This window comes from Duganella sp. CT11-25, from assembly GCF_047302815.1.
In the GTDB taxonomy this organism is placed as follows: domain Bacteria; phylum Pseudomonadota; class Gammaproteobacteria; order Burkholderiales; family Burkholderiaceae_D; genus Rugamonas.
The window spans coordinates 3032210-3045579 of record NZ_JBKBFD010000001.1 but is presented as its reverse complement, the minus strand read 5'-3'; the positions used below and the strand labels follow the sequence as shown (position 1 = coordinate 3045579).

General features: G+C 67.4%; 10 protein-coding genes. 2 read left to right on the top strand and 8 right to left on the bottom strand.

Annotation, left to right across the window (positions count from 1 at the left end; translation table 11 throughout):
* The first annotated feature begins 4 nt into the window (after nt 1-4).
* Together ACEN9F_RS12940 and ACEN9F_RS12935 are read left to right on the top strand one after the other, a co-directional pair.
* Nucleotides 5-1225, top strand: a complete 1221-nt coding sequence (locus tag ACEN9F_RS12940; protein ID WP_413420424.1) for an HlyD family secretion protein — start codon at nt 5-7, stop codon at nt 1223-1225.
* Entirely contained in the window at nt 1222-2604 is a 1383-nt protein-coding gene (locus ACEN9F_RS12935) for an efflux transporter outer membrane subunit (RefSeq protein WP_413420423.1), read from the top strand. Before ACEN9F_RS12940 ends, ACEN9F_RS12935 begins: the two co-directional genes overlap by 4 nt.
* A 45-nt stretch (nt 2605-2649) precedes the next feature.
* Here ACEN9F_RS12935 and ACEN9F_RS12930 read toward each other — a convergent pair whose 3' ends face one another.
* The 8 genes from ACEN9F_RS12930 to ACEN9F_RS12895 all read right to left on the bottom strand — a co-directional run bounded on the left by ACEN9F_RS12930 (nt 2650) and on the right by ACEN9F_RS12895 (nt 13369).
* Nucleotides 2650-3108, bottom strand: a complete 459-nt coding sequence (locus ACEN9F_RS12930) for an AraC family transcriptional regulator (protein ID WP_413420422.1) — start codon at nt 3106-3108, stop codon at nt 2650-2652.
* Nucleotides 3109-3122: 14 nt separating this feature from the next.
* Nucleotides 3123-6254, bottom strand: coding sequence for an efflux RND transporter permease subunit (locus ACEN9F_RS12925; protein ID WP_413420421.1), 3132 nt, complete (start codon nt 6252-6254; stop codon nt 3123-3125).
* Nucleotides 6255-6263: 9 nt separating this feature from the next.
* Nucleotides 6264-7442, bottom strand: coding sequence for an efflux RND transporter periplasmic adaptor subunit (locus tag ACEN9F_RS12920; RefSeq protein WP_413420420.1), 1179 nt, complete (start codon nt 7440-7442; stop codon nt 6264-6266).
* Between the two features lie 12 nt (nt 7443-7454).
* Nucleotides 7455-8882 carry an efflux transporter outer membrane subunit gene (locus ACEN9F_RS12915; RefSeq protein ID WP_413420419.1) on the bottom strand — a complete coding sequence of 476 codons (1428 nt, stop codon included), beginning with the start codon at nt 8880-8882 and terminating at the stop codon, nt 7455-7457.
* On the bottom strand, nt 8879-9577 hold the full coding sequence (locus tag ACEN9F_RS12910; RefSeq protein ID WP_413420418.1) for a CerR family C-terminal domain-containing protein: 699 nt from the start codon (nt 9575-9577) through the stop codon (nt 8879-8881). The genes ACEN9F_RS12915 and ACEN9F_RS12910 overlap by 4 nt, the downstream gene beginning before the upstream one ends.
* Before the next feature lie 127 nt (nt 9578-9704).
* Nucleotides 9705-10895 (bottom strand): diguanylate cyclase, encoded by a 1191-nt coding sequence (locus ACEN9F_RS12905; RefSeq protein ID WP_413420417.1) that lies wholly within the window; start codon nt 10893-10895, stop codon nt 9705-9707.
* 317 nt (nt 10896-11212) lie between these two features.
* On the bottom strand, nt 11213-12565 hold the full coding sequence (locus ACEN9F_RS12900; protein ID WP_413420416.1) for a hybrid sensor histidine kinase/response regulator: 1353 nt from the start codon (nt 12563-12565) through the stop codon (nt 11213-11215).
* A gap of 57 nt (nt 12566-12622) precedes the next feature.
* Nucleotides 12623-13369: a 2OG-Fe dioxygenase family protein gene (locus tag ACEN9F_RS12895; protein WP_413420415.1), complete on the bottom strand. Its 747-nt coding sequence runs from the start codon at nt 13367-13369 to the stop codon at nt 12623-12625.
* Between the last annotated feature and the right edge of the window lies 1 nt (nt 13370).

The following is a 13370-nucleotide window of genomic DNA, read 5'->3' as shown; positions in this document are numbered from 1 at the left end:
CCACATGGATAACAATACCCCAGACGATAAGACTTCTTCCGACAACCGCGTGGCCGCAGTCGCCGCTGCCGCCGCAGCAGCAGCCGTGGCGGCAGCGGCGCCGACCGCGCCGGCGCCGGACCGGCGGGGGCAGGTCATGTCGGCGATCGCGTTTTCGGCGGTGGCCTTGATAGGCGTGCTGATCGTGCTGTATGCGTGGCGGCTGCCGCCGTTCAGCAGCGCCATCGTCTCGACCGAGAACGCGCTGGTGCGCGGACAGGTGACCTTGATCGGCACGCAGCTGCCAGGCTATGTGGTCGACGTCAAGGTGCAGGATTTCCAGCTGGTGAAGCAGGGCGACTTGCTGGCGCTGATCGACGACCGCATCTACCAGCAGCGCTACGAGCAGGCGCAGGCGCAACTGGCGGCGCAGCAGGCGGCGCTGGAGAACTGGGCGCAGGCGCGCCGCACGGCGGAAGCGGGCGTGCTGCTGAACCAGGCCGCGCTGGCCAACGCCGAGGCGCAGGCCGCCAAGGCGCTGGCGGATCTGAGCCGCGTCAATTCGCTGGCGGCGGACGGTTCGCTGTCCTTGCGCGAGCAGGATTCGTCGAAGGCCGCCAAGGCGCAGACGGCGGCGGCGGTGTCGCAGGCGCGCGCCAGCCTGGATATCGCGAAACAGCAGGTGCAGACGGTGACGGTCAACAAGCTGTCGCTGGAGGCGGCGGTGGCGAATGCGGCGGCGGCGTTGAAGGCGGCCAAGGTGGATCTGGACAACACGCGCATCACCGCGCCGGAAGACGGGCAGCTGGGGCAGGTCACGGTGCGCAAGGGCGCCTACGTGAACACCGGCGCGCAGTTGATGGGATTGGTGCCGCGCCAGCTGTGGGTGATCGCCAACCTGAAAGAGACCCAGATGAACAATGTGCAGGTGGGGCAGAGCGCCACCTTCAAGGTCGATGCGCTGGACGGCGCGACGCTGACCGGGCAGGTGGAGCGGATTTCGCCGGCCACCGGTTCGGAATTCAGTGTGCTGCCGGCCGACAATGCGACCGGCAACTACGTCAAGATCGCGCAGCGCATCCCGGTGCGGATACGGATCGATCAGGGCCAGGCCAAGGCGCGGCGGCTGGCGCCGGGGATGTCGGTGATCGTCAGCATCGATACTTCGGCGGTGTTGAATGACGCGGACAGCGCGCCGGCGACGGCGGTTGCTCCTGCGGCCAAGCCGGCGGGAGCCAAGCCATGACATGCCGGGCCGTGTTGACGCGCCTGGCCGCGGCGCTGGCGCTGGCCGGCTGCGCCGCGACGGTGCCGCCGCCGCCCGCATCGACCTTGCAGACGCCGGCGGCATGGCGCACCACCGCCGGCCCGGCGCAGGGGGGCGCCGTCGAGCAGCAATGGTGGCAAGCCTTCGGCGATCCTGCGCTGACGGCGCTGGTGGGCAAGGCGCTGGAGCACAACGGCGACCTGCGCATCGCCCGCGCGCGCGTGGCGCAGTACCGCGCGCTGGTCGGCGTGACGGCGGCGGCGCAGAAGCCGAACGTGTTTGTCGACAGCGCGCCGACGCGCACGCGCCAGCTGGCATACAACGGCGTGCCGTATGTGACCAATGTCTACCAGGCCGAATTCCAGGCCAGCTACGAGGTCGATGTGTGGGGCCGGCTGGCGGCGTTGACCGATGCGGCCACGGCGACCTATCAGGCGGAGCAGGCCAATGCCGATGCGGCGGCGCTGTCGATCGCGGCGACCGTCGCATCGGGGTACCTGAATCTGCGCGGGCTGGATGCGCAACTGGCGCTGACCGAGGCCACGCTCAAGCTGCGCCAGGAATCGCAGGATCTGGCGAAGAAGCAGTTCGACGTCGGCTACAGCTCGCGGCTGGAGTGGCTGCAGGCGCAGGCGGAATACCAGACCACGGCGGAACAGGTGCCGCAGCTGAAGCGCTCGATCTTCGAGCAGGAGAACGCGCTATCGATACTCACCGGCGGCAATCCCGGCCCGATCGCGCGCGGCGCGGAACTGGCGCACCTGGATCCGCCTGCGGTGCCGGAAGGCCTGCCCTCCGAACTGCTGCGGCGCCGGCCGGACATCGCGCGCGCGGAATACAATCTGGTCGCGGTCAACGCCAACTTGCGGGCCACGCGCGACCAACTGCTGCCATCGTTCAAGCTGACGGCGGTGGGCGGCGTGCAGAATCTGAAGTGGCATGATTTCCTGAACGCGCCGACGGCGCTATGGCGGTTGACGGGCGCGGTGACGGCCCCGGTGTTTGAAGGCGACCGGGTGCAATACCAGACCGACAGCGTCGCCGCGCAGCGCGACCAGCTGATCTTCGCTTACGAAAACGCGGTACGCGCAGCCTTCGCCGAGACCGACAACAGCCTCGGAGCGATATCGCGGTTGAGAGAGCAGGCGGTACAGAACGACGCGCGCCGCGCCACGGCGGCAGAAACGCTGCGCATCGCGCACAACCGTTATCGCAACGGCTACGCCTCCTACCTGGAAGAGCTGGACGCCCAGCGCACGCTGTACAACGCGGACGTCGGACGCCTGCAATTGAAGACGCGCATCCTGGTCGCGTCGGTGGACCTCTACCGCGCCATGGGCGGCGGCTGGACCCCTTGAAATGTCAGAAAAGGTGGTGTCAGTGCCGACATTCGGACACCGGGGTTATTTGACGGGGATGCAGAGCTCGGCTTTGAAGATGCCGGTGGCCGGGTCCATTTCGTAGTCGGCCGGGTAGCGTTCGAAGCAGAGCGCCGGGCGGAAGATGCCGGCGGCCTGGATCTGGGCGAAGAATTCGCCCCACGCCGCCGGGATCTGGTCGCCCCGGCCTTCGAAGCCGGCCACCGCGTAGCGGCCCGCGGCGATCGTCGCTTCCTTGGCCGGCGCGGCGATCGGATAGTCGGCCGAGACTTCGACGCAGGCGTCGTAGCGGCATTCATTGGCCGGCGTGGTGCCCGGGTCGTCCTGCGCCACGCCATAGGTCACTTTGCCCACCAGGTTCCTGGACTTCTGCCACGGCGTGAACACTTCCTTCCAGAAATCGCCCACGGCCTGGCCGAACGGGCCCTTGTAGCGCAGGTACGCCACGCGCACCGCCGGTAAATCCTTTACTTCGTATTCCATGTCGGTCTCCTTGATTAATGGCCGCCCGCGATCTTGCGCAGCACCGGCGCCGGTTCCTCGGCCGCCGGCTCCGGCTGGCGACGCAGCTTGCGCAGCAGGCGCGCCGGCAGATGCTCCAGGTCGTCGATCAGGGTGAACACGGCCGGGATCACCAGCAGGCTCAGCAAGGTCGACGTGATCAGCCCGCCGATCACCGTGATCGCCATCGGTGCGCGGAAGCTCGGGTCCGCGCCCCAGCCCAATGCCAGCGGCATCATGCCGGCGCCCATCGCGATCGTGGTCATCAGGATCGGACGGCTGCGCTTGTGGCAGGCGTCGACCAGCGCCTCGAATCGGCCCATGCCTTCCTGACGCGCCAGAATAGCATAATCAACCAATAAGATTGAGTTTTTCGTAACGATCCCCATCAGCATGATCAGGCCGATCATCGACGGCATCGACAGCGCCTGGCCGGTGACCAGCAGCGCGACAAACGCGCCGCCCATCGACAGCGGCAGCGCCGCCAGGATCGTCACCGGCTGCATGAAGTCCTTGAACAGCAGCACCAGCACGCAGTAGATGCACAACACGCCGATCAGCATGGCGATGCCGAAGCTGGCGAACAGCGCGGCCATCTCCTGGGTGTCGCCCAGTTCCGCGATCTTGACCGACGGCGGCAGGTTCTTCAGCGACGGCAGCGCGCGCGCTTCCTGGTTGACTTCACCCAGCGCGCGCTTGCCCAGCTCCACTTCCAGCGTGACGTTGCGGCTGCGGTTGAGGCGATTGATCTGCGCCGGGCCGCTCTCCATCGTGATGGTGGCGACGGTGGCCAGCAGTACCGGGCCGTTCTTGCCCGGCACCGTCAGGCGGCCGATGGCGTCGAGGTCGGCGCGCACGGCGTCCGGCAGCTTGACGCGGATCGGCACCTGGCGTTCCGGCAGGTTCATCTTGGTCAGGTCGGTGTCGTAGTCGCCGGCGGTGGCGACGCGCACGGTCTGGCCGATGGCCGAGGCGGTCACGCCCAGGTCGGCCGCCTTGGCGAAGTCCGGCGTGACGATGATCTCGGGACGCACCAGCGAGGCGCTGGAGCGCACGTTGCCGACGCCCTTGAGCGTGCGCATTTCGCGCTCGACCTTTTGCGCGGTTTCCTTCAGCGCGACCGGGTCCTCGCTGCGCAGCACCAGCTGCATCTTGACGCCGTTGTCGGCCGGGCCGACCTTGAAGCGGGCGCCGGGAATGGCGTCCAGCTTGTGGCGGATGTCGGCTTCGATGTCGGCCATCGATTCCTTGCGGTGGGTGCGGTGTGCGGTGGTCAGCGTCAGCACGGCGCTGCGCGCTTCGGCCGCCGCGCCGGGCGCGAAGGCGTCGCCGCTGGAGCCGCCGCCGATGGAGCTGAAGATGGCCTTGACGCCCTTGACTTCCATCGCGGCCTGGCGCGCGCGCTCGGCGACGACGGCGGTTTCGGCCAGCGTGGAGCCGGGCGGCAGTTCCAGGTTGATCTGGGTTTGCGCGCGGTCGGCGGCCGGCACGAAGCCGGTCGGCAGCAGGCCCACCAGCATGATCGAGCAGACGAAGAACACGCCGGCGGCGGTCGCCGTGATCCAGCGGTTCTTCAGGCACCAGCGCATCATGGTGAGGTAGCGCGTCATGATCCAGCCGTCTTTTTCCTCCTTGTGCACGGCCGGTTTGAGGATGTAGGCGGCCATCATCGGCGTCAGCAGGCGGGCGACGACCAGCGACGCCAGCACGGCGATCACGGCGGTCCAGCCGAACTGCTTGAAGAACAGGCCGGGCACGCCGCCCATGAAGGCGGTCGGCAGGAACACGGCGACCAGCGCGAAGGTGGTGGCGATCACCGCCATGCCGATTTCGTCGGCCGCTTCCATCGCCGCTTCCATCGGGCTCTTGCCCATGCGCAGATGGCGTTCGATGTTTTCGATTTCAACGATGGCGTCGTCGACCAGTACGCCGACCACCAGGGCCAGCGACAGCAGCGTGACGGTGTTGAGCGTGTAGCCGAAGAAGTACAGGCCGAGGAAGGCCGGCATCACCGACAGCGGCAGCGCGGCGGCGGCGACCAGCGTGGCGCGCCAGTCGCGCAGGAACCACCAGACCACCAGCACGGCCAGGATCGCGCCCTCGTACAGCAGCTCCATCGAGCCGTCGAAGTTTTCCTCGACCGGGAAGGCGTTGTCGATGACCTGGGCCAGCACGACTTTCGGATTGTTGTGCTGCAGTTCTTCGATGGCGGCGCGCGCACCCTTGGCGACGGCCACTTCGCTGGCGCCCTTGGTGCGGAAGATTTCAAAGCCGATCACCGGTTTGCCGTCCTGCAGCGCGATGGCGCGCGGTTCGGAGACGGTGTCGGTGATGGTGGCCACCTGGTCGAGGCGCACGCGGCGGCCGTCGGTCAGCGGCAGGTCGATGGCGGCCAGTTCGGCGGCCGTGTGCACGGTGGCGATGGTGCGTACCGATTGCTCGGCGCCGCTGACGTCGCCGCGTCCGCCCGGTGCTTCCTTCTGCACCAGGCGCAGCTGGCGCGAGACGTCCAGCGCCGACACGCGCAGCGCGGCCATGCGGTTCTCATCCAGCTCGACGCGGATCTCGCGATACACGCCGCCGACGCGCTTGACCGCGCCGACGCCGGGCACCGCCAGCAAACGCTTGGCGACGGTGTTGTCGACGAACCAGCTCAGTTCCTGGTTGTCCAGCTTCTCGCCGGTGGTCGGCGCGGCGGCCGCGGTGAAGGTCAGGATCACGCGGCCGGCGGTGGAGGCCTTGGTCACGGTCGGGTCGCGCAGCTCGGCCGGCAGGTCGGCCTTGACGCGGGCCACGGCGTCGCGCACGTCGTTCACCGCGTCGGAGATGTTCTTCTCCAGGATGAATTCGACGGTGGTGGTCGAGACGCCATCGAGCACGGTGGTGTAGATGTTCTTCACGCCCTGCAGCGTGGCGACCGAGTCTTCCAGCTTGCGCGAGACTTCCGTCTCCAGCTGCGCCGGCGCGCTGCCGTCCAGCGTGGCGGTGATGGTGACGATGGGCAGTTCGATGTCCGGGAAGTCCTGCACCGGATTGGCCTTGTAGGCCATGAAGCCGGCCAGCGTCAGCAGGGCGAACAGCATGATCGCCGGGATCGGGTTCTTGATCGATAGGGAGGAGAAATTCATGGCGCTTCCTTACTTGGCGCGCGCCGGTGCCGCAGCTGCGGCGACCTTGGCGGGCGCGGTCTCGTCGACCTTGTGTACCAGGTCGCCGTCGTTGAGGAAGCCGGCCCCGCGCACCACCACCTGGGTGTCGGCGGTCAGCCCGCCCAGCACTTCGATGCGGTCGCCCAGGCGGCGGCCCGGCGTGACCTTGATCTGGCTGACATGCTTGTCGGCGTTGAGGCGGAACACGAAGCTGAAGCCGTCGCGCACGACGATCGATTGCTGCGGCACGGTCATCGCCTGCGAGGCGCCCAGCTCGAACTGGCCGCTGGCGAACATGCCGGCCTTGAACGGCGCGTCCTTGCTGATGTTGGCCGGCAGGTCGACATAGACCAGCGCCGAGCGGGTCTGCAGGTCGACGGTCGGCGCGATCATGCGCACCTTGCCGGTCAACTCGCTGCCGTTGGCGGCCTTGACGACGGCGCTGGTGCCCGGCTTCAGGTTGTGCAGGTCTTGCGCGACGACTTCGGCGCGCCATTCCAGGCGGCCCTGGCGGATCATGCGGAACAGTTCCGTGCCCGGCGCGGAGACCGCGCCGACGGTGGCGTTGTTGGTCCTGGCCGAGATGATGCCGCTGTCCGGCGCCACGACCCTGGTGTATTTCAGGCGCAGCTGCTGGGTGGCCAGCGCCGCCTTGGCCGAGGCGATGCGGGCGTTGGCGGTTTGCTCGGCGGTGTTGTACTGGCTGATCTGCTGCGCGCTCAGGGCGCCGGAGTTTTGCAGCGTGCGGGCGCGCGCCGCGTTGGCGGCGGCATCGGCGGCGTTGGCTTCGGCTTCGTGCACGGCGGCTTGCGCCTGCGCCAGGTCGGCGTTGACGGTATCGGCCGAGAACACGGCCAGCACGTCGCCGGCCTTGACCACGTCGCCGACGTTGACGCGCACTTCGGTCAGGCGCAGGCCGTTCGATTCGCTGCTGACGCTGGCTTCCTGCCAGGCGGCGACGTTGCCGTTGGCGGCCAGCTTGATCGGCAGGCTGGCGGCCACCGGCCTGGTGGTGGTGATGGTCAGCGCGGCTTTGGGGGCTTCGGCTTTCTTCTCGTCGGCCGCCTGCGTGGCGGGCGAGTACACGGCCATGCCGATGCCGCCGATGACGAATGCGGCCAGCAGGGCAAAGGCGACGGGCTTCAGATTGGTTTTCAGTTTGTTCATGGCGGTTTCTTCTTAGTTGGCGCTTGCGACTGCTGGCGCATTGTCGTTGGATGCGGTCGGCGCGGTCCAGCCGCCGCCGGCGGCGCGGTACAGCGCTACCCACGCGGCGCTGCGTTCGCGCTGCAGGTTGATGACGGTTTGCTCGGCGGCCAGGCGGGTGCGGCGCGCGTCCTCCAGCTCGAACAGGCTGGCCAGGCCGTTCTTGTAGCGGTCGTCCACCGCCGTGAAGTTGGCGCGGTAGCCTTCCAGCGCGGTCTGCGCGTCGCCCGCGCGTTCGGCGGTGCTGTCCAGGTTGACCAGCGCCTGTTCGACTTCGCTGACGGCCTGGCGCACCGTGGAGCGGTAGCTGGAGACGGCCAGGTCGTAGCGCGCGCTGGCCGCGTCGACGTTGGCGCGGCGCCTGCCGGCGTCGAAGATCGGCAGCGATACCGAGACCGGGCCGATGGTCCAGGTGTCGGTCTTGGTGTTGTCGCCGCCGGTGCGGAAGTTGGCCACGCCGACGGAGCCCGACAGGGACAGGCGCGGATAGCGCTGCGCCTGGGCGTTGCCGACATCGAAGCTGGCCGCCGTCACTTCGCGCTCGGCGGTGAAGACGTCCGGGCGCTGGCTCAAGGTGCGCGCCGGCAGTTCCGGGATCGCCATCGCCGGCGCCACCGCGGCGGCGGCGCTGGATGCGGCCAGCTTGCCGCGCAGCTCGGGTTCCGGGATCGCCGTCAGCGCGACCAGCGCCTTGACATCGACGTCGCAGGCCGCGCGCTGCTGGATATAGCGGCTGTTGCCGTCGGCCGCGCTGGCGCGCGCCAGCGACAGGCTGGCCGGCGACTGGAAGCCGGCCTTGGCGCTCAGCTCCGTCAGGCGCGTGGTGTCGGCGCGCGAGGCGGCATCCTGTTTGGCCACGGCCAGCAACTGCTCGCAGGCGCGCAGGCCGTAGTACTGGTTGGCCACTTCGGCGGCGACCGAGACGCGGGCGTCATGCCAGCCGGCGTGGGCGCTGTCGAGGCGCGCCTGGGCCGCGTCGCGCGCCGCGCGGTTGGCGCCGAACAGGTCGATCTCCCACGACGCGTTGAGCGCGGCCTGCGAGGTGGTCCCCATCGGCAGCGCCGATTGCTGGTTGGAGCGGTTGACGCTGGCCGCCGCGTCGAGCGTCGGCGCCAGCGCGGCGCCCGCTGCCACGCGCTCGGCGCGCGACTGCGCGATGCGCGAGCCGGCCGAGGCCACCGTCGGGCTGACCGCCTGCGCCGACTCGATCAGCTGCACCAGCAGCGCGTCCGCCTGGTGCTGCCACCAGCTGGCCAGGTCGGCCTGGCTGCCGTTGTGCGGCAGCGGCGCCTGCCACTGCTGCGGCGCTTGCGCCGCCACGTGCTGCGCAGGCATCTGCGTGGCGCACGCGCTCAGTGCCGCGGCGACGGCCAGTGCCGCCGCGCGTAATAGGATCTTCATGCTTTCCCCTGTTGAAGTTTGATTTTTTCCGCATTGACCAGTGCTTCGGCAAAGACCACCAGGTATTCGCCCCATTGCGCGATGGCCGCCGGAGAGGCCAGCATGTGCGGGGTGATCTGGTTGACGATGTCGCGCCCGATCAGGATCTGTATGCCCATGCCGACGATCGCGTAGGCTAGACGATGGATGTCGTCATTGGGTTTTTTCAGGCCCAGGTGACGGCACAACACGCCCGCCAGCGCCTGGTGCTCCGGCTTGATGTTGTTCTCGATCTCCTGTTGCCACAGGCCGGTCGGTTCCAGCATCTCGCGGTAGAACAGCTTGACCAGCACTTCCGCATCCTCGCCCGCCAGCAGCGGCGCGATCATCTGGCCGTAGTAGCCCTGCAGCGATTCGCGCAGCGTGAAATGCGGCTGGGCGAACTTGGCGATGCTCTCCTCGGGCGGCAGGCAGATCGACGCGAAGCAGGCCTGGTACAGGCCGGCCTTGTCGCCGAAGTAGTAGCTGATCGCCGCGACGTTGGCGTTGGCGGCCTGGGCGATCTCGCGCGTGGAGGTCTTGGAAAAGCCTTGTTCGCCGAACAGGCGCTTGGCCGCGTCGAGCAGGCGGATGCGCGATTGTTCGCCGTCCGAGCGTGGCTTGCGGGCGTCGTCGGCGGGCTGGCTGATGTCGGTGGAAGTGTGTTTAGCGTTCATGGGCGGCATTACATCACATAATTTAAACAATTGATATAACTAAATCGATCGTTTAATTTATTCCTGAAAGGTCGTGCCTACAGGTAGACGTATGCCGTGCGCGGATATTGCAAGGTTGGGAAAATATTCAGGCGAGGCGGGCGGGGGCTTCCGGCAACAGGTCTTCGCCATGGACGCTCAGGCGGTTGCGGCCGTGGCGCTTGGCGTGGTACAGCGCCTGGTCGGCGCGGCGCAGCGCGTCGTCCCAGTGCAGGTCGCCGGCCTCGCAGGCGGCGATGCCGACGCTGACCGTCAGGGTGATGCGGTGGCCGTCGATCAGCAGCGGCGCATGTTCGATCAGCTCGCGCAGCCGTTCGCCGATCCGGCGCGCGTTGACGCGGTCACCGCCGGCGATCAGCGCGGCGAATTCCTCGCCGCCGATGCGGAACATCGCGTCGTAGCCGCGCAGGGCCGGCGCCGACACGGTGGTGATGTGGCGCAGCGCGGCGTCGCCGATGGCGTGGCCGTGCTGGTCGTTGATGGACTTGAAGTGGTCGATGTCGAAGGTCAGGATGTGCAGCGCGGCGCCGCTGCGGCGATGGCGCTGGAACTCGCGCTCGGCCACGTCCAGCAGGGCGCGCCGGTTCAGCCATCCGGTCAGGCTGTCGGTCAGCGAGGCGCTGCGCAGCGCCAGTTCCTGCTGGCGGATCACGATCAGCGCGCAGCTCATGGTGGCCAGCGTCAGGAAGGTCAGCACCGCCAGCGAGCCGGCGGTTTGCGGGATCTGGCTGCCGAGCAGGGTCAGCGGCGTCGTCTGGCCCACGGCCAGGAACAGCGCGCGCAGCGACAGCTGCAGCATGAAGGCGCCCTCGATCAGCATCAGCGGCAGGTAGGAAGAGCGGGTCTCGGGGCCGGCCCGGCGCGCCAGCAGCCAGACCACGCTGCCGTTGATGGCGGCGACGATGGGTGTGAGCATGATCAGGCGATGGGGGACGGCGCTCTGCGCGTAGGGCAGGGCGTGCATCGCCAGCACCGCCAGTAGCAGCGCCAGCAGCCAGTCCAGGCGCGGCCGCAAGCCGAGATGGCGGCGCACCCCGGCCAGCAGCATGAAATGACCGGCGACATAGAACGTATTGGCCAGCGCCGGCGCCAGCGCATACGGCAGGCTGCCGGCCATGGCCAGCAGCGCCAGCGCGCTCGAAGCGAGGAAGAACAGGCCGGCGGCCGACCAGTCCAGCAGGCAGGTGGCGCGCGGACTGGCCCGGTACAGCAGGAACATCGCAGCCGCCAGGATGGTGCTTGCCAGCGCGGTCACGATAACCAGGGTGAAGGAATCCATCGCCGCAGTATAAATGTTTGCGATCTGGAAAATATCACACATTGTCACTCCGGGGTCAGGTCCAAAACCTGGACACGAACTCTGCCGTAGCGATCGCTACGGCAGAGTTCGTGTCCAGGTTTTGGACCTGACCCCGGAGTTGGGGCAAAAAAAAGCCCGCTACCTATGGGTGCGGGCTGAATTCCAATGTTCAGCGAACGGTTGGAGGAGACAGTTCCTAATATATCCTCATTTATGTTGCGCTGCAATACCGTAGAACTACGGTGTTGTTCCTTCTATAGTGGTAAAAAGTTAAACTGTTTGTGCTGCGCCGCACATCAGGTGCGGCGCGATAGCGCCAGCGTGAACGTGCTGCCGTGGCCGAAGTCGCTCTTGAAGAACAGCGAGCCGCCGATCAGGTTGGCCAAGTTCTGGCACAGGTACAGCCCCAGCCCGGCCCCTTCGGCGTGCCGGGTCGAGGTCGAGTCGAGCTGCGAGAAGGCCTGGAACAGCTTGGCCTGGTCTTCTTCGCGGATGCCGGCGCCGCTGTCGGCTACCGAGAATTCGATGATGTTCTGGCCCTCGCCGGGACGCTGCGCCAGCGTCACCCGCACCGTGCCCGTTTCCGTGAACTTGATGGCGTTGTTGGCCAGGTTGAGCAGGATCTGCGTCAGCGCGCGGCGGTCGGTCTCCAGCACGATGGCCGTTTCGGCCAGGTCCATTTCCAGCGCCAGTCCCTTTTGCAGCGCCAGCGGCCGCAGCGTGTCGACCACGTCCTTGACCACTTCCTGGCATTGCACGGTTTCCAGCTCCAGCGTGACCTTGCCCGCTTCGATCTTGGCGACGTCGAGGATGTCGTTGATCAGCGAGAGCAGGTGGCGCGCGCTGGTGCGGATGGTGTTGAGCTGCTTGTCCTGTTCCGTCGTCAGCGGGCCGGGGAGCTTCATCAGCAGCGCGCCGGTGAAGCCGATGATGGCGTTGAGCGGCGTGCGCAGTTCGTGCGACATGTTGGCGATGAAGGCAGACTTCATGCGGCTGGCCTCGGCCAGCTCCAGGTTCTTCAGCGCGATTTCGCGGTTGATGGTTTCCAGCTCGCCGGCGTGGTGCGCCAGGCGCATGTTCAGTTCGATCACCTGCCGCTCGCGCGCCTGCAGCTCGCTGTTGACCTGCACCGCCTGTTCGTAGGTGGAGATCAACAGGTCCAGTATCTGCTGGCGCTCGGCGTTGATGAAGTGCTTCTGCTCGCCCAGGTAGAGCGCGATGCCGATCTCCATGTTCTGGCTCTTGCGCAGCTTCTGGTTCATCAGCATGTGGCCGATGCGGTTGAGCAGGTAGTCTTCCGCGTACGGCTTGCGGATGAAGTTGTCGGCGCCGCATTCGATGCCGCGGATGATGTCCTTCGGATCCATCAGCGAGGTCACCAGGATCACCGGGATGTCGCGCAGCGCCGGATCGGACTTGATCGCGCGGCACAGCGTGTAGCCGTCCATTTCCGGCATGACGATATCGGACAGCACCAGGTGCGGCTTGCGCTCCTGGATCGCTTCCAGCGCCACGCGGCCGTTGGCCGCCACGCGCGCGCCATAGCGCATCGACTGGATCAGGCGGCGCAGGCGCTCGGCCTGGGTAGGACTGTCTTCGACGATCAGAATTTCAATTTCGTCGGGCTGGATTTCGTAGCTGGTGTCCACTGGCCACCCTCCTGATGCGTAGTATTTAGCTGTATAGACTATATCGGATTTAACCCCTCAAAGGGAATTTTCCTGTCCCTGGAAACTGCCGGCTCGCCATGTCAGCACCAGCGTGTCGCGGTGGCCGTGCTTGCCTACCGGCTGGACCGGCGTGGATTCATGGATGACAGTCGCGTCGTCGAGCAGCAGCATGGTCCACGGCTCGGTCATCGTGAAGCGCTTGCCGTTCGGGCCGTCCGCTTCGAAGATGCGCGTCTCGCCGCCCTTGATCTGCGCGCGCGCGATCAGGATCACGGCGACGAAATCGACGCCGTCGCGGTGCGCGCCTTCCGGCGTCGGCCGGCCGATGCCGTCGGTGGTGTCGATGCGGAACTGGTGCGCTTCGACATACCACGGCGCCTGGCTGCCGCGCGCCGCGCTGCACAGCTGGCCGACCGAGCGCACCAGCGCGTGCCAGGCCGGCTGGGCGACGGTGGCCGCCAGCATCGGTTCGAACAGGCGGTGCATGCCGCCGTGCAGCGCGTTGTATTCCAGCGGCTGCCAGTGGGCGCGGTGCGCGGTCTGCGTCAGCTGCGCGCCATCCTGGACGAAGCACGAGTGGCGCCGGCGCCGGTAGCGGCCGCCGTCCTTGAGGTAGTTGTCCAGTTCCAGCGCGTCCCAGCTGGGGACCAGCGCGTTCAGCGCATCGAGCGATACGCCGGCCAGCGCGGCCACGTCCTGCGGGCGCAGCAACGCATAGCCCTGGCTGCGCAGCGCGGCGGTGGTGTCGGCGGACGGGGTGAAGATCGGGGCGGAGGTCGTCATC

What these genes read in the sequence shown, in the direction of transcription:
- ACEN9F_RS12915 (WP_413420419.1), bottom strand. Translation starts at nt 8,882, where the DNA reads ATGAAGATCCTATTACGCGCGGCGGCACTGGCCGTCGCCGCGGCACTG.
- ACEN9F_RS12930 (WP_413420422.1), bottom strand. Translation starts at nt 3,108, where the DNA reads ATGGAATACGAAGTAAAGGATTTACCGGCGGTGCGCGTGGCGTACCTG.
- ACEN9F_RS12940 (WP_413420424.1), top strand. Translation starts at nt 5, where the DNA reads ATGGATAACAATACCCCAGACGATAAGACTTCTTCCGACAACCGCGTG.
- ACEN9F_RS12920 (WP_413420420.1), bottom strand. Translation starts at nt 7,442, where the DNA reads ATGAACAAACTGAAAACCAATCTGAAGCCCGTCGCCTTTGCCCTGCTG.
- ACEN9F_RS12905 (WP_413420417.1), bottom strand. Translation starts at nt 10,895, where the DNA reads ATGGATTCCTTCACCCTGGTTATCGTGACCGCGCTGGCAAGCACCATC.
- ACEN9F_RS12935 (WP_413420423.1), top strand. Translation starts at nt 1,222, where the DNA reads ATGACATGCCGGGCCGTGTTGACGCGCCTGGCCGCGGCGCTGGCGCTG.
- ACEN9F_RS12895 (WP_413420415.1), bottom strand. Translation starts at nt 13,369, where the DNA reads ATGACGACCTCCGCCCCGATCTTCACCCCGTCCGCCGACACCACCGCC.
- ACEN9F_RS12925 (WP_413420421.1), bottom strand. Translation starts at nt 6,254, where the DNA reads ATGAATTTCTCCTCCCTATCGATCAAGAACCCGATCCCGGCGATCATG.
- ACEN9F_RS12910 (WP_413420418.1), bottom strand. Translation starts at nt 9,577, where the DNA reads ATGAACGCTAAACACACTTCCACCGACATCAGCCAGCCCGCCGACGAC.